This window comes from Kitasatospora sp. NPDC058170, from assembly GCF_042883905.1.
In the GTDB taxonomy this organism is placed as follows: domain Bacteria; phylum Actinomycetota; class Actinomycetes; order Streptomycetales; family Streptomycetaceae; genus Kitasatospora.
In genome coordinates this window covers 101815-122765 of the sequence record NZ_JBHVUV010000026.1, presented here as the reverse complement: position 1 = coordinate 122765, position 20951 = coordinate 101815, and the positions used below count along the sequence as shown (strand labels likewise).

Here is a 20951-nt window from a genome sequence, read left to right as displayed (position 1 = left end):
GCCCCGCCGCCCCGCCGGCGCCCCGCGGGGGCAGGGTAGGCCCCGGCCGGCGGACCGGACCCAGTACCGACCCCCCCCAGGAGGCACCACCGTGACGACGAACCAGGTGCTGGCCGGCGTGGGACTGATCGTGGTCCTGGCCGTCGGCTCCCAGCTGCTGGCGAGCCGGCTGCGCATCCCGGCGCTGCTCGTCCTGCTGCCGGCCGGGTTCACCGCCGGTGCGCTGACGGACGACGTCAACCCCGAACAGCTGCTGGGTCCCGCCTTCTCCCCGTTGGTCTCGCTGGCGGTCGCGGTGATCCTCTACGACGCGGGCCTCGAACTGGACCTCCAGCGGCTCCTCGGCCACACCCGCCGCGTCGTGGTCCGGCTCATCCTCCTCGGCACGCTGATCACCTGGGTGTCGGCGGCGCTGTTCGCCGTCCCGGTGCTGAGCCTGTCGCTGCCGGCGGCGGTGATGCTGGGAGCGATCCTCGTCGTCTCGGGCCCGACCGTGGTGGGGCCGCTGCTCCACTTCGTCCGCCCGACCGAGCGGCTGCAGCGGATCCTGATCTGGGAAGGAGCCCTGATCGATCCGGTCGGCGGCATCCTGGGCGCCTTCGTGTTCCACGGCGTCGTCGCCGCCCAGCAGGACGGCATCGGCAGCCAGATCGGCCAGTTCTGGGTCAGCGCGGCGGTCGGCGCGGCCGGCGGTGCGGTGGGAGCGGCCGTGCTGTGGCTGCTGCTCCACCACCTGAGGCTGCACGAAGTGCTGGGCACCACGGTGCAGTTCGCCGCCGTGGTGGGCACCACGGCCGCCTGCGACATCCTCCGCGACGACACCGGTCTGATCGCCGCGGTCGTGATGGGGATGGCCCTGGCCAACCTGCCGGGCCTGGACATCCCGGCCCGCCGGCCCTTCTTCGAGACCCTGGTCTCGCTGATCATCGGCGTGCTGTTCGTCTCCATCTCGGCCACCGTCACCCCGCAGTCCCTGCGGCCGGTGGTGCTCCCGACCCTCGCACTGGTCGCCCTCCTCGTCCTGGTGGTCCGGCCGCTGGTGGCCGTCCTCGCCACCGCCCGCACCGACGTGCGGGGCGGGGAGCGGTGGTTCATCGGATGGATGGCGCCGCGCGGCATCGTCGCCGCGGCCACCGCCTCCACGTTCTCGGTCACCCTGGTCGAGGACGGCATCGGCGGCGCCGACCGGATCCTGCCCGCGACCTTCCTGGTGATCGTCGCCACCGTCATGCTGTACGGCCTGACCGCCTTCCCGGTCGCCCGGCGGCTCGACGTGCTGCGCCCCGCGCGGTCCAGGCCGCTGCTGGTCGGCGGCGACCCGTGGGCGGTCGATCTCGGGCGTGCGCTGTACTCGGCCGGACTGGACGTCCTGATGTGGGCGGGCGCCGACGACCAGCGCGCCCGGATCGAGGCGGCGGGCCTGAAGCTGGCGCCGGGTGAACTGCTCGCGGCGGCCACCGGCGCGGGAGCGGAGCTGGAGGGGATCACCGGGGTACTGCTGCTCACCGAGGAGGACGACTTCAACGCGCTCGCCTCGGTGACCCTGAGCGAGAACGTCGAGGGGCCGGTGCTGCGGCTCGGCCCTTCGGCCCGCAGCCAGGGCGTGGTGGCGCCGTACGTGGGCGGCGAGGCGCTCTTCGCGGCGGGCCTGACCAGACCGGAGCTGGTCCGGCGGTACGAGGGCGGGGCGCGGATCGTGGCGCACCCGGTGGACGGCGGGCTGCGGCCGGAGCACGAGCTGCTGTTCCTGGTGCGCCCGGACGGGCGGCTCGACCCGGTCACCGAGACGGGCAGCCCCACGCCGGGTGCCGGGGACATCGCCGTCCTGCTGAGCCCGGACGCCGGGTGGCCGGCGGGGTGACCCGGCCGCGTCGGCTGTGTCGGCTGTGAGGTGTGAGGTCGTGCGCCTGGTCAGCGCTGCCGGTCGAGGGCCTCGTCCAGGGTCCCGGCGGCGGTGATCAGCGACAGGTGGGTGAACGCCTGTGGGAAGTTGCCGAGTTGCTCGCCGGTGGGGCCGATCTCCTCGGCGAACAGACCGACGTGGTTGGCGTAGGTGTGCATCTTCTCGAAGGTGTACCGGGCGGGGCGCAGGCGGCCGGCCCGGGCCAGCGCGTCCACGTAGAGGAAGGTGCAGAGGCTGAAGGTGCCCTCGGAGCCGCGCAGTCCGTCCGGCGAGGCCGCCGGGTCGTACCGGTAGACGAGGCTGTCGGACACCAGGGTGCGGTCCATCGCGTCCAGCGTGGACAGCCAGGACGGGTCTCGGGGCGAGACGAAGCCGACCCGGGGCATCAGCAGCAGCGAGGCGTCCAGGACCGGCTCCCCGCCGTAGTGCTGGACGTAGGCCTGCGCCTCCTCGTTCCAGCCGTGTTCCATGACCTGTTCCAGGATGGTGTCGCGGGCCTTCGTCCAGAGCTCGGTGTTCGCGGGCCGGCGGAAGTCGGAGGCCAGCCGCAGGCCGCGGTCGAAGGCGGCCCAGCACATCACCCGGCTGTAGGTGAAGTCCTTGCGCCCCCCGCGGGTCTCCCAGATGCCCTCGTCGGGCCGGTCCCAGGAGTCGGCCAGCCAGTCGAGGTTGCGGGCCAGCACCTTCCAGCCCCGGTAGCCGGCCTGGGTCGCGATCTCGCGCCCCTCCGAGAGGGCGTAGAGCGCCTCGCCGTAGATGTCCAGTTGCAACTGGTCGGCGGCGGCGTTGCCGAGCCGTACCGGTGCGGACCCGCGGTACCCCTCCAGGTGGCCGAGGATCTCCTCGCTCAGCAGCGGCTCCCCGTCGACCCGGTACATGATCTGCAGCGGTTCGCCGTCCTTGCCCGCCGTGTCGCGCAGCCGGTCGCCGAGCCAGTGGGTGAAGTCCGTCGCCTCCTCCACGAACCCGAGGTCGAGCAGGGCCCGCACGGAGAGCGAGCCGTCGCGCACCCAGGTGTACCGGTAGTCCCAGTTGCGCTCGCCGCCGATCTGCTCGGGCAGGCCCATCGTGGCCGCGGCGACCGGGGCACCGGTGGGGGCGTAGGTGAGCAGCTTCAGGGTGATGGCGGAGCGGTTGACCATGTTGGGCCAGCGGCCGCGGTAGTTGGAGCCGTGCACCCAGGACTGCCAGAACCCGGCGGTCTCCCACAGCTGTGCGGTGACCCCGTCGACGGTGGGCGGGGGCGGGGGCGGCCCGTCGGCGTCGCAGACGGTCAGGACGGCGGCGGCCTCCTGACCGACGTTCAGGGTGAAGGAGCCGCGCACGTCGTTGCCGTCGCGCTCCAGCGGGAAGCTGGTCTGGAGGTGCGCGCTGACGCCGGGGGCCCGGAAGACGGCCTCGTGGTCCTGCACGTCGAGTCCGTGGGCGGCCCGGCCGTAGTCGAACCGGGGCCGGCACTCCAGGTCGAAGCGCACCGTTCCGCGCACCGTGCGGACCGCCCGCATCAGGGTGTGGCGGTCGCTGGGCGTGCGGGTGAGGTGCGGCGGCATCCAGTCGATCACCTCGCCGACGCCGTCGGCGGACATGAAGCGGGTCACCAGGACGGCGGTGTCGGGGTAGTACAGCTGCTTGCAGGAGGTCTCCGCCAGGGCGGGCGACAGCCGGAAGAAGCCGCCGCGGTCGTGGTCGAGCAGCGCGGCGAAGAGGCTGGGGGAGTCGAACCGGGGGGAGGCGAACCAGTCGACCACGCCCTGGGAGGACACCAGCGCGGTGGTCTGCAGATCGCCCACCAGGCCGTGGTCGGCGATGGGAGGGTAGCGGTCCATGAGGGTCCAATCTCGGAGGGATCCCTGCCCGTCCACTATCCGCCAACCGGGGGAGGCGCGCGCGGTCGCCCGGTGCCCGTGCGCGCCCTGCCCGGTGTGGGCGCGAGCCCCCGTCGGGCCGGGCCTACGCGCCCGGCGGCGCGGTGCCCCCGGGGGCGAGCGGCGGCCCGGCGGCCTGCGGACCCGGGTCGGCGTCGAGGAACTCCCGGACGGCGAACGCGCCCAGCACGGCGACGGCGATCCACGTCACCACCGCCGCCGACGGGTAGCTCCAGGTGAACAGCACGACGGCCGCCACCAGCAGGATCGCGGCCCCGATCCACCGCTTGAACCGGTGCACGAACGGCCCGACCGGCCCCAGCCGCATCCCGTGCGAGGAGAACACCTCGCGGACGGCGGCGATGGCCCGGCGGCAGGCGGTCCGGACGGCGACCGCGACGCGGGAGGGGCCGATCATGAACGCGCCCAGCGCGGTGATCACGGCCAGCGCCCCGACCGCGCGCACGCTCGCGCGCATGAACCGGATCAGCGTGTCGTACACCGCCCCGGCGGCCGCCTGGTTGGCGCCGGGCGGCAGGTGGTCGAGGTAGAAGGACCGGAACACCGTCAGGACGATCCCGGTCAGCAGCATCGCGCCGGCCACGCCCAGGGCGGCGCCGATCAGGGCCCGGCGCCGGTTCGCGGCCAGGTAGACCCCCGCGGCGGCGATCAGCACGGTGATGACCGGAAGCCAGGTGCCGAGGATCTCCAGCAGGCGGAAGTACGACTTGACCTTGCCGATGTCGTTCGAGGCGAAGACGACGAAGTCGGTGTGGACGTCGGGGATCTTCGAGGCGACGCCGAAGCCCGAGTTCACCAGCTCGTCCTTGACCCTGGCCACGATCGGCGCGACGTCGATGGCGACCTGGTTGTTGTCCAGCGAGACCACGCCCCCGCCCTGGCCGGTCAGCGCCTTGTCGAGCGCGCTGTGCCCGGCCCGGTTCGCGTTGACCCACACCGTCTCGAAGGCACTGCTCGACACCACCTTGTGCACGGTCGTGCTGACGAGGTCGGTGAGGCCGCTGGTGATCGGCCCGCTCAGGTTGTTGATCAGGCTGGCCGCCTGGGGCGGGACGCCCTGCTGGGCGGCCGCCTCCGAGAGCTGGTTCACCAGGCCCTTCACGTCGATCTGGTCCAGGACCGCCGTGGTGACCCGGGCGGTGACCGCGTCCTGCACGTCCGGGTTGGAGGCCAGCGGGGCGACGGTTTCGACGTACCGGTCCGTGTTGCCGACGATGTCGCTCGTCCAGACCGAGACGACCGACAGCAGGGACAGGACGGAGGCCAGGGCGATCAGGATCACGGCGCCCGTGGTCCGCAGCCGGTGCCTGCTGCGGTGCTGCGGTGTGGAGCCCTCCAGCGCGGCGATCCGGCGCCGGAGCTCCTCGACCTCGCCGGTCTTGTCGGCCTCGCCCGTCTTGTCGGTCTTTTCGGCCTTGCGGACCTCGGCGGCCGTGTCGGCCTTCTCGGCCGGGCCGGGCTCGGGTGCCGGGGGTTGCGCCGGTCCGTCCGGCCGCGCCGTGACGGGCTGCTCGCCGGGCGGGCGTTCGGCGGGCGGGCGTTCGGCGGGGCCCCCGGAGGGCGGCGGCGGTGCGGTGCCGCCCTGCTCCGGTTCTCCCGGTTCGGTCGGCTCCGACCCGGACGCGCTCGACGCCATGGCACTCTCCCTGGGGTGGGGCCGTGTGCCGACCGCGGACGGCACGTGGCTGTTTCACCCCAGGAGATACTCCCCGCCCCGGGCCCACCACCGGGAGTACACGGCGCGGCGACCCGCTCGGAGGCCCTGGAACGCGGTGCCGGGCCGCCCTGCCGGGACGGTGGGCGGCGATCCGACCGGCCGTCGGACCGGTTCCGGGCGCTGGGCCGTAGGGATGACAACTCGGCCCTCGTCCCCCGGGCGTGACCGGCGCGGCCGGGAAGCGCCGCCGCTGCGTGATATCACGGCCTGAATGCCCCAGGACCGGACCTGGCCTGGTCTGGTCTGGCCGGGGACGGTATCCGGGACGGGACCCGGGAGCGGACGGGACCGGGGACGGGACCGGGGCGCCCGCGTTCCGGACGGAGTCCAGTGCTGAGGAGTGGGGAAGCATGTCGGCCGAGCACGTCGGACAGCCCGGGGCGGCTCCCAAGGACCCCTTCGCGCTCGTCCGCACCCGCGGATACGCCGTGCTCCTCCTGCTGGCCGCGCTGTTCGGGATCCCCGTCTCGGTGGCGGCCTACGGATTCCTCGCCCTCGTCTCCGAACTCCAGTCGCTGACCTACACGGACCTGCCCGAGGCGCTGGGCTTCCACGGGACGCCGTCCTGGTGGCCGGTGCCGCTGCTCGCCGTGGCCGGCCTCCTGGTCGCCCTGAGCATCAAGCACCTCCCGGGCGACGGCGGCCACAAACCGGCCGAGGGGCTGGTGACCAGCGGTCCGACCAGGGTGATCGACCTGCCGGGCATCGCGCTCGCCGCGCTCGTCTCGCTGGGCCTCGGCGTGGTCCTCGGACCCGAGGGGCCGCTCATCGCCCTGGGCAGCGGGCTGGCCGTGGCCGCCGTCCGCCTGGTCAGGCGGGACCTCCCGGAGGAGCCGACCGCCGTGGTGGGCGCCGCGGGGAGCTTCGCCGCCATCAGCACCCTGCTCGGATCCCCGCTGCTCGGCGCGTTCCTGCTGATGGAGGCGTCCGGCCTCGGCGGGGCCATGCTCGGGATGGTCCTGGTGCCCGGCCTGCTCGCGGCCGGGGTCGGCTCGCTGATCTTCACGGGTCTGGGCTCGTGGACCGGTCTCGGCACGTACTCGCTGGTCCTGCAGCAGGTGCCGCACGCGGACCGGCCCGACGCCGGCGACTTCGGCTGGGCGCTCCTGATCGGGGTCGCGGCGGCCCTGGTCGGCACCGGGATCCGCCGGCTCGCCCTCTACCTGCAACCGCGGGTCGAGCGGCGGCGGGTGCCGGCGACGGTACTGGCGGGCGCGCTCGTCGGCGTGGCCGCGCTGGTGTACGCCGAATGGACCGGGTACGACGCCTCCGGGGTGCTGTACTCGGGCCAGAACGCGCTGAACCCGCTGCTGGCGGCGCAGGCCGGGTACTCGGTGGGCGCCCTCGTGGCACTCGTGGTCTGCAAGGCGCTCGCCTACTCGCTCTCGCTCGCGGCGTTCCGCGGCGGCCCGGTCTTCCCCGCGATGTTCGTGGGGGCGGCGGGCGGGCTCGCCCTCGCCCACCTGCCCGGGCTGGGGGTGACGGCCGGGTTCGCGATGGGCATCGGCGCGATGTGCGTGGCAATGCTGAAGCTCCCGATGACCTCGGTCATGCTGGCCACGCTGCTCCTGGGGGCGGACGGCCTCACGGTGATGCCGGTGGTGATCGTCGCGATCGTGGTGTCCTACGTGCTCTCGCTCCGGCTCACCCCGGCACCGGCCGCCACGCCCTGAGGCGGACCCCGGCGGCGCCCTCACTGGTACCAGGAGACCTCGGTGGGCCGCGCGCGGTGCTGCACCTTCTGCTCGGGCATCGGGACCTGCGTGTCGCCCTCGACCAGGACGCCGGCGGGCTCCCCCCGGACGGCGCCGGGAAGGGTCACCCGGACCTCGACGGGGCGTGGTGGATCGGTCGGCAGGACCGTGGTCAGCGACTCCACCCCGGCGTGGTGGCCGTGGACGCGGACGGCCGCCACCTCCTTGCCGTCCACCAGGAGCTCCAGCTGCCGGGCCGTGCCCAGGTAGACCCCGACGGTGACGGAGCAGCCGGCGTGTTCGCAGTGGAAGTGGTAGTCGCGGCCCATGACCGCCTCCGATCGCAGGGGAACCCCCGGACTTCATCGTGGCACCGGGGGAGGGCGGGCGCGATGTCCCGCGGGTGCGGGCCGGTCCACCGGGAGGCCGGGGCAGGTGGGCGCGGGGGCGCGGGCGTCGAGGGGTGCGACTGGCGGCCGCCCGGCCGTCGCGGTTCAGTGGAAGGCGGTAGGCGGAGCAGCAACCTCCCGTGAACCGGGGTGATCCATGCCGAGCCCCTCAGCGTCGAGCCCCTCGGCGTCGAACCCGTCGGCGTCGAACCACGAAGCCCCGATCCTGTCGGCCAGGTTCGCCGTCCCCGCGGTGCCGGGGATCCTGGTGCGCCGCCCGGCCCTGCTGGAGCGCCTGAGCGCGGGGGTGCGGACGCCGCTCACCCTGGTCAGCGGCCCAGCCGGTGCCGGGAAGAGCGTCCTCGCCGCCGACTGGACCGGCCGGTACCGGGGGCCGGGCCGGGTCGCCTGGTTGCGGGTCGAGCCGGGGGAGCCGCCGCAGGTCTTCTGGGCCCACGTCCTGGAGGCCCTCCGCCGCCAGGGCGTTCGGCTCTCCGGCGGGTGGGGTGCCGGGGCCGCGGGGGAGCTCGCCGGGGATCCTGCCAGGGCCTTCGTCGGGGATCTCGCCGGGGATCTCGCCGGGCAGGGCGGTCGGGCGGTGCTCGGCCGGCTCGCCGAAGGGCTCGCCCGGGCGCCCGCGCCGGTGGTCCTCGTCCTCGACCAGTTCGACGCCCAGGTCCCGCCCGGGATCGCCGACGGTCTGGCGTTCGTGCTCCGCAACGCCGCTCCTGGCCTGCACCTCGTCCTCACCGGCCGCAGCGAACCCCTGCTCCCCCTGCACCGCTACCGGGCGGCCGGCGAGATCGCCGAGATCCGCAACGCCGACCTGCGGTTCAGCCGGGAGGACACCCGGACACTGCTGCGCAACCACGGGCTGGCGGCCGACGAGGAGGACGTCCGCCTGCTCGCCGACCGGACCGAGGGCTGGGCGGCGGGCCTTCGCCTCTGCGCGCTGGCGATGCAGCGCACCGCCGACCCCGGGGCCTTCGTCCGGGACTTCGCCGCCGACCGCTCCACGATCGCCGACTACCTGCTCACCGAGGTGCTCCAGGCGTATCCGCGGGCGACCCGGACGCTGCTGCTGCGCGTCAGCATCACCGACCGGATCCACCCCGGCCTCGCGGACGCCCTCACCGGAGGACAGGACGGCGCGTGGACACTGGCCGCGCTCGATCGGTCCAACGCCTTCGTCGAAGCCGTGGACGGCACCTCCTGGTACCGCGTGCACCCGCTGTTCGCCGAAGTGCTGCGCGCTCAACTCCGCCACCGCCACCCAGGGTTGGAGCCCCGACTGCGTCGCCGGGCGGCCCGCTGGTTCGCCGGCCACGGACAGCCGGTCGAAGCCGTGGCCCAGGCGGCGGCCGCCGGCGACTGGCCGTCCGCGGCCCGGCAGCTGGTCGCCGACCCGGGAGTGGGCCGACTCCTCACCGGACCGGACGCCGACCGGCTGCGCGGCCTGCTGTCCGCCATGCCGCCGGGCCTGGCGGGAGCCGAGCCCGCCCTCGTGGAGGCGGCCCTGCGCCTGGCGGAGCACGACCGCGAGGGCTGCGCCGCCGCGCTGCGGCGCGCCGCGGAGGAGTCCGACCCGGCGGACGACGCCGTCCGGCTCGGCTCCTCCTCGCTGGCGGCCCTCACCGGCAGGCTGCCGCCCGAACTCCTCGCCCACCGGAGCACCGCGGCCGTCGAGCCGGGTCCGGGGCCCGCCGTGATCGAGCCCCTGACCGAGCGGGAGCGGGACGTCCTGAGCCAGGCCGCGCGCATGCTGTCCACCGAGGAGATAGCCGCCGAACTGTACGTGTCGGCCAACACCGTCAAGACGCACCTCAAGAGCGCCTACCGCAAGCTGTGCGTCACCCGCCGCAGCGAGGCAGTCCACCGGGCCCAGGCGCTCGGCCTGCTGTGACCCTGCCCGCGCGGTCCCCGGATCGGGGCGGGCCGGCAGGCTTCTCCCCCGAACCGGGCGAGGCCGTGCCGCACCGCGGGAGCCCACGATGGTGGGGCAGCCATCGGACCTCCACCCGAGGGGAGGCACGCATGCGTTACGAGTTCCGCGTCGCCGGCGTCGTCCCGGACGCGCTCGCCGAGACCTTTCCCGAACTCGACCACGTTCCCGTCCCGGAGGAGTGCCTCTTCCTGGGCCCGGTGACCGACGAGGCCCACCTGTACGGGCTGCTGCTGCGGTTCCAGGCGCTGGGCCTGCGGGTGGTCGAAATGCGGCAGCTCCCCGAGTGAGCGCGCCGGGTTCACCCGCTTCGGGTGAGCCCGCCCGGGCGCCCCGGTGCGAGCGTGGACGGTGTCACGTCGGCCACGCGCCGCAGGAGGAGACATGGCGGCACACCCTGACCCGCAGACGGCCCCCCGGGACCTGCACGCCGCACTCGTGGCGGTCCAGGAGGCGTACGACCGCCTGATGGCGGCCCCGCACCCGGACCCGGGGCTGCTGCTCGACCTCCAGCACCGGACCCGCGAACTGGACGCCGCGGCCGCCCGGCACCGCACGGGGGCGCCGCACCGGCGCTCGGAACGCATCCAGTGCCGCTGCGCGGGAGCCACCCGCGGAGCCCGCTGGATCCTTGAGCACTCCGGCTGACACCCGTCGGGGAGGGCACCCGTCCGGCCCGGCATCCACCGGCGAGGCCCCGGGACAACCCGGGCCCCGCCGACGGACAATTCCCTCGCAGGCCGGCCCCGGCCCGACGACCCGCGAGCCGGAGAGCCGTCCAGGATGACGCACGACAAGCCTGCCTGCTGCACCCCCGGCCGAGCCGCCCGGACGCCGCACCCCGCCCCCGCGCCGACGCCCACCGGTGCGTCCACCGCCCCCGACTCCGCGTCCACCCCCGACCCCGCCTCCGCTCCCTCCGTCCGGCTGGCGGGCGGCGGATTCGCCATGGGCAGCACGGACGCCCACGCCTACCCCGAGGACGGCGAGGGCCCGCTGCGCCGGGTCGAGGTCAGCCCCTTCGCCATCGACGCACACTGCGTCAGCAACGCCCGCTTCCGGTCCTTCACCGACGCCACCGGCCACGTCACCGACGCCGAGCGCTACGCGGCGTCGTTCGTGTTCGGCGGCCTGCTCCCCGACGACTTCCCGCCCACCCGTGCCGTCGCGGCCGCGCCGTGGTGGCGCGAGGTCCCCGGCGCCGACTGGCGCCACCCCGAGGGCCCGCACTCCGACCTCACCGGCCGCGACGACCACCCGGTCGTCCACGTCTCCTGGAACGACGCGGCCGCGTACTGCGCCTGGGCCGGACGCCGACTGCCCACCGAAGCACAGTGGGAGTACGCCGCCCGCGCCGGACTGGAACAGCAGCCCTTCCCCTGGGGATCCGAACTGCGACCCGGCGGCCGGCACCGGATGAACGTCTGGAACGGCGCCTTCCCCCGGCACAACACCCGCGAGGACGGCTACCTGGGCACCTGCCCCGTCGACGCCTTCGAGCCCAACGGCTACGGCCTGTCCAACATGACCGGCAACGTCTGGGAGTGGACCGCCGACTGGTTCCACCCCACCTGGCACGCCACCGGGCCCCGCCGGGACCCGACCGGCCCGCCCACCGGCACCGCCCGCGCCCTGCGCGGCGGCTCCTACCTGTGCCACGCCTCCTACTGCCGCCGCTACCGCGTCTCCGCCCGGATGGCCAACACCCCCGACTCCTCCACCGGCAACATCGGCTTCCGCTGCACCACACTCCCCGACGCCTGACCGGCCACCCCACCGAACGGGCGAGGGTAACTGCAGGGGACTCAACTGATCTTGCGTCACATCCCTGACCGGGCACGGGGGGAGGGCTGATCGTCAGGGTGCGAATCCCGCCCGCGAGCGTGTCGCGGCCCCCTAGAGTATGGCGCGTGACCCAGGACAACGCGGACCTCATCGCCGGGCGCTACCAGTTGGTCGAGCGGATCGGGCAGGGCGGCATGGGCCGTGTCTGGCGCGGCACCGACCAGCACCTCTTCGGTCGCGAGGTGGCGGTCAAGGAGATCCTCTTCCCGCCGGGGATGGAGGACGGTGAGCGCGGCACCCTGCTCAGGCGCTTCATGAGCGAGGCCCGTGCGGCGGTCACGTTGAACCACCCGGGCATCATCACCATCCACGACGTGGTCGAGCACCACGGCGCCCCCGTCATCGTGATGGAGTTCGTCCGCGGCCAGTCGCTCGCCGCCGCGATCCGCGAGCAGGGGCGGTTGCCCGTCCGGCGGGTCGCCGAGATCGGTGCCGCGATGCTCGGGGCCCTCGGGGAGGCGCACGCGGCGGGGATCGTCCACCGGGACATCAAGCCGGACAACGTCCTGCTGACCAAGGACCGGGTCGTCCTCACCGACTTCGGCATCGCCCACCTCGCCGATGCCACCACCCGGCTCAGCCACAGCGGCATCGTCATCGGCACCCCGCAGTACATGCCGCCGGAGCAGTTGGAGGGCAAGCGGCCCACTCCGGCCAACGACCTGTGGGCGCTCGGTGCCACGCTGTACCACGCGGTCGAGGGGCGGCCGCCGTTCGACGCCGAGGGGCTGCACGCGCTCGCGATCGCGGTCTTCACCCGGCCGCACCGTCCGCCGATCGCCGCCGGTGCGCTGCGGTCGGTCCTGGAGGCGCTGCTCGTCAAGGACCCGGCGCAGCGGGTGGGTGTGGCGGCGGCCGCCGAGCTGATCGCGGCGGTGCTCAACGGCTCGGCGGGTGGCACGGGCGGCACGGGCGGCGGCGTGTCCGGGCCGTCGCCGGTGCCGCGGCCGCCGACGGAGGTCGCCGCGCCGGCGCCGCCGAGCACACCACCGCCGACCGCTCGGCCGATCACGCCGCCGTTGACGACGCCACCGCCGACCGCGCCGCCGACCGCGCCGCCCCTGCCGTACGAGGCGGCGCCGCCCGGCACACCGCCGTTCGCCCCTCCGTACGCCGGTACGCCGACGCCTCCGTCGGCGCCGTCCCTGCCTTCCACACCGTCCCCGTGGGCCGATCGCGCCGACTCCTACCCGCCGGTGACCTACCGCCCGCCCGACGACCCGGCCGCCACCACGCCGCGGCGGCCGTCCGCCGCCCGGCGGGCCGCCGTGGTGGGCGTGGCGCTGACCACGCTCGCCGTCAGCGGCATCGTGGCCTGGTCCCTGACCCGGGGTGACTCCCCGGACGACCGGAGTGGACCCACGGGACCGGCCGCGCCGCCCGCGTCGACCGGAGCGCCCGCGTCGACCGGAGCGGCCGGAGGCGACGCGGTGCCCGCCACCACCGTGGTGATCGGCCTGGACGCGCCGCTCACCGGCAGCCTGGCGGCGCTCGGCCTCGGCATCAGGAACTCCGCCGACCTGGCGGTGAAGACGGCCAACCGCACCCACCGCGTGCCCGGTGTCACCTTCGAGCTGCAGGCCCTGGACGACCAGGCGCAGCCCGCCGTGGGCCAGCAGAACGCCACCCGGCTGGTCGCGGACGCCAAGGTGCTCGGGGTGGTCGGGCCGCTCAACTCCAGCGTCGCCCAGTCCATGCTGACCGTGTTCGACCAGGCCGGTCTGGCCGGTGTCTCGCCGGCCAACACCAACCCGGTGCTGACCCAGGGGGCCGACTGGGCCAAGGGCGTCAAGTCCCGCCAGCACCCGTCGTACTTCCGCACCGTCACCACGGACGCCACCCAGGGGCCGTTCGCCGCCCGGTACCTCTACACGGACGCCCGGAAGAGCCGGCTGTTCGTCGTCGACGACGGCAAGACCTACGGCAGCGGCCTGGCCGCCGGCTTCACCAAGGAGTTCGGCCGGCTCGGCGGCTCGATCCTGGGGGCGGGCCACGTCAACCCCGACGACCACGACTTCTCGACGGTCGTGGGGACGATCAAGTCCGCCGGGGCCGACGCCGTGTACTTCGGCGGTGAGTACCCGGCCGGGTCGGCGCTGTCCCAGCAGCTCAAGCAGGCGGGGGTGACCGTCCCCCTGATGGGTGGCGACGGCCTCTACGCACCCGAGTTCATCAGCGCCAACAACAAGGCCGAGGGCGACCTGGCCAGCGCCGTCGGCGCGCCTCCGGAGGAGCTGGCCAGCGCCAGGACCTTCCTGTCGGACTACCGGGCGGCCGCGTACCCGGAGGCGGCCGGCGCGAACGGGGGCTACGCGTACGACGCGACCTGGGCCGTCATCGAGGCGGTCCGGTCGGTGGTGGAGGCGAACGGCGGGACGCTTCCCTCCGGCGCCCGCGCCAAGGTCCTGCAGGCGGTGGCCCGGGTGGCCTTCGACGGCGTCACCGGGCGGGTCGCCTTCGACGAGTACGGGGACACCACCAACCGGCAGCTCACCGTGTACTCCGTGAAGGGCGGCTCCTGGAGCACCGCCAAGACCGGCCTCTACACCCCCTGACGCGAGCCGCTGGGAACCGCAGCCCGGACGCGGGGGCGGTTCAGGCGTCGGTGGGGAGCGCGCGGGCGGGGGTGCGGGGCGGCGCGGTCCGCGGCTGGGCGGGGAGCGGCAGGTCGAGGGCCCCGGTGGCGTCGGCGGGGAGGGCGAGGGCGGCGGCGACCTCGGCGGGCAGCTCGCGCAGGCCGAGCAGACCGGAGGAGAGCCGGGCGGTGGCGCGGTGCCAGTCGCCGACCCGCTGCAGCAGCGCGTGACCGCTGCCCGTCACGGTGTAGCCGCAGACCCGTGCGCCGGCGGCCCGGCCGCGGGCGGCGAACAGGCGGGTCTCGGCCGGCGCGGTGATCCTGTCGCGGTCGCCGTGCAGCATCAGCACGTCACGGTCGGCCAGCTGCTCGCACGGGTCCTCCGGCGGGCACCAGGGTGCGAGGGCGATCACGCCGGTCACGTTCGGGTGGCCCGCCGCGCGCAGCGCGGCCCGGCCGCCCATCGAGTGGCCGACCAGCACCGTCGGGATGTGGCCCAGCTCCTCGGCGAGGTCGCCCAGGGCGGCGCGGGCGTCCCGGGCGGCATCGGCCCGCTCGCCGTTCCAGCCCCGGTGGCGGTAGCGGACGGTGCCGATCGCCACGCCGGCCCCGGCGGTCTCCCGGCGCAGCGCGCGGACGAAGCCGGCCATCCGCAGGCCGGGCAGGTTGATCGGGCCGGGCCGGGAGAGGCTGTGCTCCTCGCCGCCGTGCAGTACCAGGACGGCCGCCGAGGGCCGGTCCGGCAGCTCGCGCCAGACCAGTGCCCGGTGGCCCGCCGTCGAGTTGCCCGTACCGTCCGCGCTCACCTGAACCGTCCCGCCGCCGTCCGCCCTGTGGACCGCCACTGTACGCGCCGGCCCGTCCGTGCAGGTTCACCCGGGTGGATCAGCGTCGGCCCGGCCGGTGCGGGCCCGGGCCGGGGTTCGGCCGGGGTCCGGTCAGGCGGCGAGCAGGTCCTGTTCGCGGACCAGCCAGCAGATCGCCGTCAGCCGGAACACCGCGAAGTCGTACCCCGCCGGCTCCCGCCAGCCGATCTCGGCGAGCGCGGCGAGGAAGCCGACGGCGTAGTCCGAGAGCTCCGCGCGCTCCACCGGCAGCGGCAGCAGGTCGGGCCCCTGCGCGTACAGCAGCTCGCGCACCTCGGCGGCGTGCTGGTCGACCGCGGCGACCAGGCCGGGTTCGAAGGCGGACTCGGCCAGCCGGGGGGCGAAGGCGGCGGCGATCCCCGGCAGCGGACAGCCGGCCGGCTCGTGGGGGGAGCCCCGGTGGGACTCGTCGGGCGTGGCGAACATCCGTCCACGGTAGGGGAGCGGCGCCGCGGGCACGGCAGGCCGTTGCGGTTCCGTGTTGAGACCTTGGCCACCCCCGGCCGTCCGGGCGGCCGCCGTCCGAGGTCCGGCGGGATCCGTGAAACCACGGGGATCATGGGGTGGTCCGGACCAGAATGGGCCGCATGGATCTTCGCATCTTCACCGAGCCGCAGCAGGGCGCCGACTACGAGACGCTGCTGCGGGTGGCGCGGGCCGCCGAGGAGCTCGGCACCTTCAGCGCCTTCTTCCGATCCGACCACTACCTGCGGATGGGCTTCGCCCCGGGCACCGACCCGGCCGCCGCCATCCGGGCCGGCCTGCCCGGGCCGACGGACGCCTGGATCACCCTGGCCGGCCTGGCCCGGGACACCAGCACCATCCGCCTCGGCACCCTGATGACCGCCGCGACCTTCCGGCTCCCCGGCGTCCTGGCCGTCCAGGTCGCCCAGGTCGACGCGATGAGCGGCGGCCGGGTCGAGTTCGGCCTCGGCGCCGGCTGGTTCGAGGACGAGCACACCGCCTACGGCATCCCCTTCCCGAAGGAGAGGTTCGGGCGGCTGGAGGAGCAGCTGGCCATCGTCACCGGGTTGTGGAACACCAAGCTCGGCGACACCTTCGACTTCGCCGGCCGCTACTACACGCTGACCGACTCGCCCGCGCTGCCCAAGCCCGTCCAGGACCGGATCCCCGTCCTGATCGGCGGCAAGGGCCCGACCCGCACCCCGGCGCTAGCCGCCCGCTTCGCGGACGAGTTCAACCTGCCCTTCGTCTCCGTCGAGGACAGCGCCGCCCAGTTCGGCCGGGTCCGCGCGGCCGTCGAGCGGGCCGGGCGGCAGGCCGACGAACTGGTGTACTCCAACGCGCTGGTCGCCTGCGTCGGCCGCGACGACGCCGAGGTGGCCCGCCGGGCCGCCGCGATCGGCAGGAACGTGGACGAGCTCAGGGCCAACGGCCTGGCCGGCACCCCCGACGAGGTGGTGGAGGCCATCGGGCGCTACGCCGCGATCGGCACCCGGCGGGTCTATCTGCAGATCCTCGACCTGCACGACCTGGACCACCTGGAGCTGATCGCCTCCCGGGTCGCCCCGCAGCTGGGCTGACGCCGCGCCGACCTGCCCCGCCGCCGACTGCGCCGTCCTGCCGACCGCGCAGCCCCGCCGACCGCGCCGCCTCCGCCCCCGCCGAGGGGAAGGGGACGGCGCGGTCCTGTGAGCGGACGGTGAAGGGGCTCGGCCGCACCGGGGCTGACCACTAGTCTTTACTCTCTCTTGAAGGGGAAGACTCCTTCGGGAGGCGGAAGCCGGGGAGTCAGGGGGAGTGCCGGTGGTGGAGACGAGGTCGTCCGGGGCGGAACGGTCGGGAGTGGAACGGGCCGGGGCCGAGCAGCCGGGCGTCGAGCGGCCCGGGGCGCCGGGGCGGGTGCCCGTGCCCAGATCCGGGTGCCGGGGCGCGCTCGGGCCGGCCGAGCCGGTGCTGCGCCCCCGCGGCCTGCACGACGTTCGGCACGGGCGCGGGCCGGCCGCCCTGCACTACTCCGCCGACGACCTGCTGGTCGTCTCCGGTCTGCCCGGCAGTGGCAAGAGCACCCTGATGCGCCGGTGCATCCGCGCCCGGCTGGTCGACTCCCAGCAGGTGCGGGAGGAGTTCGCCGCCCGGCTGCCCGGGTGGCTGCCGTACTTCGTCTACCGCCCGCTGGTCCGGGTCGCGCACTACCACCGGCTGCGCCGTGCGGTGCTGGCCGGCGGCCCGCTCGCGGTGCACGACTGCGCGGCGCTGCCCTGGGTGCGGCTCTGGCTGACCAGGGCGGCCGGGCGGCAGGGGCGGCGGGTGCACCTCGTCCTGCTGGAGGCGAGCGCCGCGGAGGCCCGCGAGGGCCAGCACACCCGGGGACAGGCGGTCTCCGCGTACGCGTTCGCCCGGCACCGGGAGGCGGCCGGGCGGCTGCGCCGACGGCTGGCGGGCACGGGGACGCCACCGGCCGGGTGTGCGTCGGCCGTGGTACTCGACCGGGCCGCTGCGCGTGCCCTACGGGAGATCGTCTTCGTCGCGTCGTAGTCTCGGCGGGTCGGTGCGGGGCTGCCTGGACGGACGGAGTGTCAACTTTCGGACAGCCCGGGAGCGCCCCGGTGATGTGGTGGCACGGTAAATGCTCCACCTGTGGCCGGTGCCGACCATACGTGCTTCCAGGTTATGTCCGATTTGTCGTCAGAATTTTCAGGCCGGAACAGATCTGACGCGTACACGCAGCCCTGCGTACCCTCGGCTCGGCGGCTGCTTGCGGTCGCCGCCCCCACAACTCCCCTTCAGGAGCGCAGATGCGTCGTTCTGCCCGCGTCCCCTCGCGTGTCCCCAGCAGATTCCTCAGCGCCGCCGCCCTCGTCGCAGCCCTCGGGCTCAGCCAGTTCGCCGCCCCCTCGGCGTTCTCCTCCTCCACCACCAACGCCCAGGCCCCGGCCGCCACCCAGTGCGTCGGCGGGGAGGGCCAGGACGCCGCGGCCCGCAAGCCCGCCGGAAGCCCGGGCGGCCAGGAGCCCAACGCCGTCACCGAGGCCCAGGCCAAGGCCATGGAGGCGGACCTCGCGGTCAAGGTCGCCCAGCTCGGCCAGTCGTCCAAGGGCAGCGCGCTGGTCGCCCCCGGCACGCTGGCCGCCGCCACGACCATCCCGGTCTACGTCCACGTCGTCCACGCCGGCGCGACCGGCAAGCTCAGCGCCACGACCATCAGCAAGCAGATCGCCGTCCTCAACGCCGCGTACAGCGGCCAGGGCGCGGGCAACACCGCGAGCCAGTTCCAGTTCCAGCTGGTCGGCACCGACTACACCGACAACTCGTCCTGGTACAACGGCATCACCCCCGGCTCCTCGGCCGAGCGGTCGATGAAGAGCTCGCTGCGCAAGGGCGGCGCCAACGCCCTCAACCTCTACACCGCCAAGCTCGGCCAGTCGCTGCTCGGCTGGGCGACCTTCCCGAGCTCCTACCGGTCGAACCCGAGCGACGACGGCGTGGTCATCCTCGACACGTCCTTCCCGGGAGGCTCGGCCACCAACTACAACGAGGGCGACACCGTCACCCACGAGGTCGGCCACTGGCTGGGGCTCTACCACACCTTCCAGGGCGGCTGCGGCGGCCAGGGGGACTACGTCTCCGACACGCCCGCCGAGCAGAGCGCCGCCTACCAGTGCCCCACCGGCCGCGACACCTGCAGCGCCACCGGCATCGACCCGATCCACAACTTCATGGACTACACCTACGACTCCTGCATGACGCAGTTCACCCCCGGCCAGGTGGCCCGGATGGCCAACTCCTGGGCCGCCTACCGGGCCTGACGGTCCCGGCCGCACCGAAGCCCTGACGGGTGCGCGGGCGATCGGGCCCGCGCACCCGTCAGAACCAGTGGTACCCGGGCCGTGGCGGCCGGCGGCGGAAGGCCCCCGAGCGCCACGGCACACGGTTCGCAAGCCCAGCAGGCCCTCCAGCGCGGCATTTACCGGTCGTATGTCCGTTTTGATCTACCTTTGGGGTGTCAGGACGGAACTCGGTGTGCACCCGGCGAGCACCCGGTGTGCAAGGGCAAGGAGCAGCGGCATGGGCAACAGCGCTAACCCCCGGATCGTCGTCGGCGTCGACGGATCACCGGCCTCGGCGCAGGCGCTGCGCTGGGCGGTCGACTACGCGCGGCTGACCGGCGGCACGGTCCACGCGATCGCCGCCTGGGAGTACCCGGCCTTCTACGGCTGGGCCGGGCTGACCGTGCCCCCGGCCGAGGGCTTCAACCCGGAGGAACTGGCCGGCCGGACGCTCTCCGACACCGTGCGGGGCGTGGTCGGGGACGACCCGGGCGTCAAGATCACCGAGGCCGTGCTGCCCGGCAACGCCGCGAGGGCCCTGCTGGACGCCGCCCAGGGCGCCTCCCTGGTCGTGGTCGGCAGCCGGGGCCTCGGCGGGTTCTCCGGCGCGCTGCTCGGCTCCGTCAGCCGGCACCTCACCGAGCACGCCCCCTGCCCGGTCGTCGTCGTCCGGGACACGCAGGAGCCGGCCGACGGGTGACCGGCGGCGGGGCCGGAGCGCGGTGCCCCGGAGCGCGACGCCCCGGAGCGCGGGGCCCGGAATGCGGGGCCCTGGCCTTTCGGGGGCCCGGGCCGCGGCCCAAGGTCTGCGCCGGACCGCCGAGCGGGGGCAGGATGGAGACATGCCCGAAGGCGACTCCGTCCACCGCGTGGCGGCCCGACTGCACGAGGCCCTCGCCGGCCGACTGCTGACCACCGCCGACCTGCGGGTGCCCGCCCACGCCACCGCCCACCTCGCCGGACGGCGGGTCCTGGAGGTCGCCCCGCGCGGCAAGCACCTGCTGACCCGCCTCGAAGGCGGCCTCACCCTCCACACCCATCTGCGGATGGACGGCCGCTGGGAGGTCTACCGCCCCGGCGAACGCTGGGCCGGCGGGCCCGCCTGGCAGATCCGGGCCGTCCTCGGCACCGAGCGGAGCACCGCCGTCGGCTACCGGCTGCCGGTCGTGGAACTGCTGCGCACCGCCGACGAGCAGCGCGTCGTCGGCCACCTCGGGCCCGACCTGCTCGGGCCCGACTGGGATCCGGCCGAGGCACTGCACCGCCTGCTCGCCCACCCCGGCCGCCCGCTCGCCGAGGCCCTGCTCGACCAGCGCAACCTGGCCGGGATCGGCAACATCTACGCGAACGAGCTGTGCTTCCTCGCGGGCCTCACCCCGTGGACCCCGGTCGGTGAACTGCCGCGCCCGGAGCGGCTGGTGGACCGCGCCCGGCAGCTGCTCGACGCCAACCGGCTGCGCCCGGGGCACGTCACCACCGGCGACACCCGGCCCGGGCACCGGCACTGGGTGTACGGGCGCGCGGGCCGGCCCTGCCAGCGGTGCGGGACCTCGGTGCTGACGGCGGGCCACGGCGCGCCGCCGCAGGACCGGGTGGCGTACTGGTGCCCGTCCTGCCAGCGCGGCCCGGCGCCCGAGGCGCGGCCGGTCAGCGGCGCTCGACCAGGGCCGGGTGGCGCGGGTCGTCCACCCGGACGGTGAGGTCGGCCGCCTCGGCGGGGGCGGTCTCGGCCTCGTAGCGGGCGAAGGCGGGCAGCGTCCACTGCTCCTCGGGCGGGGTGCGGCGGGCCAGCGCGCCGGGGGTGAGGGCCAGGTGGACGGTCAGCTCCAGCGGCAGCCACCGGCCGAGCAGCAGTGCGCCGTCCAGCAGCAGCACACCGCCGGGCGGCAGCACCGCGTGCGGCACCCGGGTCGAGCGGTCCGTCGCCGGATCGCGCAGCGAGGGCAGGACGCTGCCGCTGCCGCCCGGCTCCAGCGGGTCGAGCACCTCGCGCAGCAGGGCGTTGTCGTCCAGCCAGAGGTCGTGGAAGGCGTCCGCGTCCTGCCGGCCGTACTCCAGCCGGACCGAGGCGGGCCGCAGGAAGTCCCGCGCCGAGACCCGCAGGGCCGGTCGGCCGCGCAGCCGCAGCGGCTCGACCAGGGCGTCGGCGAGCAGTTCGGGCCGGGTGGCGGCGGCGCCGTCCACGGCGACCCGCAGCCACCGCTGCCCGGAGCCGGGCAGGGCGGTGATGCGTTCGGCGAGGAGTTCGGTCAGCCGTTCGGGCGAGATCGGGCGTACCTGCATCGGCCCATCCTGCCTCAGGCCGGGGCCGCCGGATCCGCCGGGCGCCCGCGCTGCGCGGCC

The 20951-nt window shown here is 74.9% G+C and carries 18 protein-coding genes and 1 pseudogene; 13 read left to right on the top strand and 6 right to left on the bottom strand.

Features of this window, described 5'->3' with window-relative positions; all coding sequences use genetic code 11:
* Positions 1–91: 91 nt before the first annotated feature.
* Complete coding sequence (locus ACFVVX_RS27695; protein WP_387949361.1) at positions 92–1861, top strand: cation:proton antiporter; 1770 nt, start codon at positions 92–94, stop codon at positions 1859–1861.
* A gap of 50 nt (positions 1862–1911) precedes the next feature.
* Here the strand turns inward: ACFVVX_RS27695 and ACFVVX_RS27690 are convergent, their stop codons facing one another.
* Together ACFVVX_RS27690 and ACFVVX_RS27685 are read right to left on the bottom strand one after the other, a co-directional pair.
* Positions 1912–3765, bottom strand: coding sequence for a glycoside hydrolase family 15 protein (locus ACFVVX_RS27690; RefSeq protein ID WP_387949359.1), 1854 nt, complete (start codon positions 3763–3765; stop codon positions 1912–1914).
* Positions 3766–3853: 88 nt separating this feature from the next.
* Positions 3854–5425, bottom strand: coding sequence for a hypothetical protein (locus ACFVVX_RS27685; RefSeq protein ID WP_387949358.1), 1572 nt, complete (start codon positions 5423–5425; stop codon positions 3854–3856).
* 431 nt (positions 5426–5856) lie between these two features.
* On the opposite strand from ACFVVX_RS27685, the gene ACFVVX_RS27680 reads away from it, so the two are divergent.
* Positions 5857–7179 carry a chloride channel protein gene (locus tag ACFVVX_RS27680; protein WP_387949357.1) on the top strand — a complete coding sequence of 441 codons (1323 nt, stop codon included), beginning with the start codon at positions 5857–5859 and terminating at the stop codon, positions 7177–7179.
* Between the two features lie 20 nt (positions 7180–7199).
* Here ACFVVX_RS27680 and ACFVVX_RS27675 read toward each other — a convergent pair whose 3' ends face one another.
* Positions 7200–7529 carry a hypothetical protein gene (locus tag ACFVVX_RS27675; protein WP_387949355.1) on the bottom strand — a complete coding sequence of 110 codons (330 nt, stop codon included), beginning with the start codon at positions 7527–7529 and terminating at the stop codon, positions 7200–7202.
* Positions 7530–7746: 217 nt separating this feature from the next.
* On the opposite strand from ACFVVX_RS27675, the gene ACFVVX_RS27670 reads away from it, so the two are divergent.
* From ACFVVX_RS27670 to ACFVVX_RS27645, 6 genes and pseudogenes are all read left to right on the top strand, one after another.
* Positions 7747–9492 carry a LuxR C-terminal-related transcriptional regulator gene (locus tag ACFVVX_RS27670; protein WP_387949353.1) on the top strand — a complete coding sequence of 582 codons (1746 nt, stop codon included), beginning with the start codon at positions 7747–7749 and terminating at the stop codon, positions 9490–9492.
* A 131-nt stretch (positions 9493–9623) separates the two neighbouring features.
* Positions 9624–9821, top strand: a complete 198-nt coding sequence (locus ACFVVX_RS27665; protein WP_387949352.1) for a hypothetical protein — start codon at positions 9624–9626, stop codon at positions 9819–9821.
* A gap of 94 nt (positions 9822–9915) precedes the next feature.
* A complete protein-coding gene (locus ACFVVX_RS27660; protein WP_387949350.1) occupies positions 9916–10179 on the top strand; it encodes a hypothetical protein in 264 nt (87 codons plus the stop codon).
* A 135-nt stretch (positions 10180–10314) separates the two neighbouring features.
* Positions 10315–11295, top strand: a complete 981-nt coding sequence (locus ACFVVX_RS27655; RefSeq protein ID WP_387949349.1) for a formylglycine-generating enzyme family protein — start codon at positions 10315–10317, stop codon at positions 11293–11295.
* A 98-nt stretch (positions 11296–11393) separates the two neighbouring features.
* Positions 11394–12221: pseudogene (locus ACFVVX_RS27650) on the top strand (serine/threonine-protein kinase); the annotation flags it as partial.
* Between the two features lie 438 nt (positions 12222–12659).
* Entirely contained in the window at positions 12660–13931 is a 1272-nt protein-coding gene (locus ACFVVX_RS27645; RefSeq protein ID WP_387949384.1) for a branched-chain amino acid ABC transporter substrate-binding protein, read from the top strand.
* 40 nt (positions 13932–13971) lie between these two features.
* On the opposite strand, the gene ACFVVX_RS27640 is transcribed toward ACFVVX_RS27645, so the two are convergent.
* The gene (locus ACFVVX_RS27640) at positions 13972–14757 is read right to left on the bottom strand and encodes an alpha/beta hydrolase (protein WP_387949347.1); all 786 of its coding nucleotides are present in this window, start codon (positions 14755–14757) and stop codon (positions 13972–13974) included.
* A gap of 132 nt (positions 14758–14889) precedes the next feature.
* Positions 14890–15243 carry a DUF6401 family natural product biosynthesis protein gene (locus tag ACFVVX_RS27635; RefSeq protein ID WP_387949345.1) on the bottom strand — a complete coding sequence of 118 codons (354 nt, stop codon included), beginning with the start codon at positions 15241–15243 and terminating at the stop codon, positions 14890–14892.
* A gap of 161 nt (positions 15244–15404) precedes the next feature.
* On the opposite strand from ACFVVX_RS27635, the gene ACFVVX_RS27630 reads away from it, so the two are divergent.
* From ACFVVX_RS27630 to ACFVVX_RS27610, 5 genes are all read left to right on the top strand, one after another.
* Positions 15405–16361, top strand: a complete 957-nt coding sequence (locus ACFVVX_RS27630; RefSeq protein WP_387949343.1) for an LLM class F420-dependent oxidoreductase — start codon at positions 15405–15407, stop codon at positions 16359–16361.
* A gap of 325 nt (positions 16362–16686) precedes the next feature.
* Entirely contained in the window at positions 16687–17316 is a 630-nt protein-coding gene (locus ACFVVX_RS27625; protein WP_387949341.1) for an AAA family ATPase, read from the top strand.
* Positions 17317–17576: 260 nt separating this feature from the next.
* The gene (locus tag ACFVVX_RS27620) at positions 17577–18587 is read left to right on the top strand and encodes a zinc metalloprotease (RefSeq protein WP_387949339.1); all 1011 of its coding nucleotides are present in this window, start codon (positions 17577–17579) and stop codon (positions 18585–18587) included.
* Between the two features lie 259 nt (positions 18588–18846).
* Positions 18847–19308 (top strand): universal stress protein, encoded by a 462-nt coding sequence (locus ACFVVX_RS27615; protein WP_387949337.1) that lies wholly within the window; start codon positions 18847–18849, stop codon positions 19306–19308.
* A gap of 142 nt (positions 19309–19450) precedes the next feature.
* On the top strand, positions 19451–20308 hold the full coding sequence (locus tag ACFVVX_RS27610; RefSeq protein WP_387949336.1) for a DNA-formamidopyrimidine glycosylase family protein: 858 nt from the start codon (positions 19451–19453) through the stop codon (positions 20306–20308).
* Here the strand turns inward: ACFVVX_RS27610 and ACFVVX_RS27605 are convergent.
* Positions 20256–20891, bottom strand: coding sequence for a uridine kinase (locus ACFVVX_RS27605; RefSeq protein WP_387949334.1), 636 nt, complete (start codon positions 20889–20891; stop codon positions 20256–20258). The two genes, ACFVVX_RS27610 and ACFVVX_RS27605, sit on opposite strands and share 53 nt — an antisense overlap.
* Between the last annotated feature and the right edge of the window lie 60 nt (positions 20892–20951).

Excerpts from the sequence above, each read along its gene's own strand:
- ACFVVX_RS27685 (WP_387949358.1), bottom strand. The coding sequence starts at position 5,425 with ATGGCGTCGAGCGCGTCCGGGTCGGAGCCGACCGAACCGGGAGAACCG.
- ACFVVX_RS27635 (WP_387949345.1), bottom strand. The coding sequence starts at position 15,243 with ATGTTCGCCACGCCCGACGAGTCCCACCGGGGCTCCCCCCACGAGCCG.
- ACFVVX_RS27605 (WP_387949334.1), bottom strand. The coding sequence starts at position 20,891 with ATGCAGGTACGCCCGATCTCGCCCGAACGGCTGACCGAACTCCTCGCC.
- ACFVVX_RS27670 (WP_387949353.1), top strand. The coding sequence starts at position 7,747 with ATGCCGAGCCCCTCAGCGTCGAGCCCCTCGGCGTCGAACCCGTCGGCG.
- ACFVVX_RS27675 (WP_387949355.1), bottom strand. The coding sequence starts at position 7,529 with ATGGGCCGCGACTACCACTTCCACTGCGAACACGCCGGCTGCTCCGTC.
- ACFVVX_RS27655 (WP_387949349.1), top strand. The coding sequence starts at position 10,315 with ATGACGCACGACAAGCCTGCCTGCTGCACCCCCGGCCGAGCCGCCCGG.
- ACFVVX_RS27665 (WP_387949352.1), top strand. The coding sequence starts at position 9,624 with ATGCGTTACGAGTTCCGCGTCGCCGGCGTCGTCCCGGACGCGCTCGCC.
- ACFVVX_RS27610 (WP_387949336.1), top strand. The coding sequence starts at position 19,451 with ATGCCCGAAGGCGACTCCGTCCACCGCGTGGCGGCCCGACTGCACGAG.
- ACFVVX_RS27660 (WP_387949350.1), top strand. The coding sequence starts at position 9,916 with ATGGCGGCACACCCTGACCCGCAGACGGCCCCCCGGGACCTGCACGCC.
- ACFVVX_RS27680 (WP_387949357.1), top strand. The coding sequence starts at position 5,857 with ATGTCGGCCGAGCACGTCGGACAGCCCGGGGCGGCTCCCAAGGACCCC.
- ACFVVX_RS27630 (WP_387949343.1), top strand. The coding sequence starts at position 15,405 with ATGGATCTTCGCATCTTCACCGAGCCGCAGCAGGGCGCCGACTACGAG.
- ACFVVX_RS27620 (WP_387949339.1), top strand. The coding sequence starts at position 17,577 with ATGCGTCGTTCTGCCCGCGTCCCCTCGCGTGTCCCCAGCAGATTCCTC.
- ACFVVX_RS27615 (WP_387949337.1), top strand. The coding sequence starts at position 18,847 with ATGGGCAACAGCGCTAACCCCCGGATCGTCGTCGGCGTCGACGGATCA.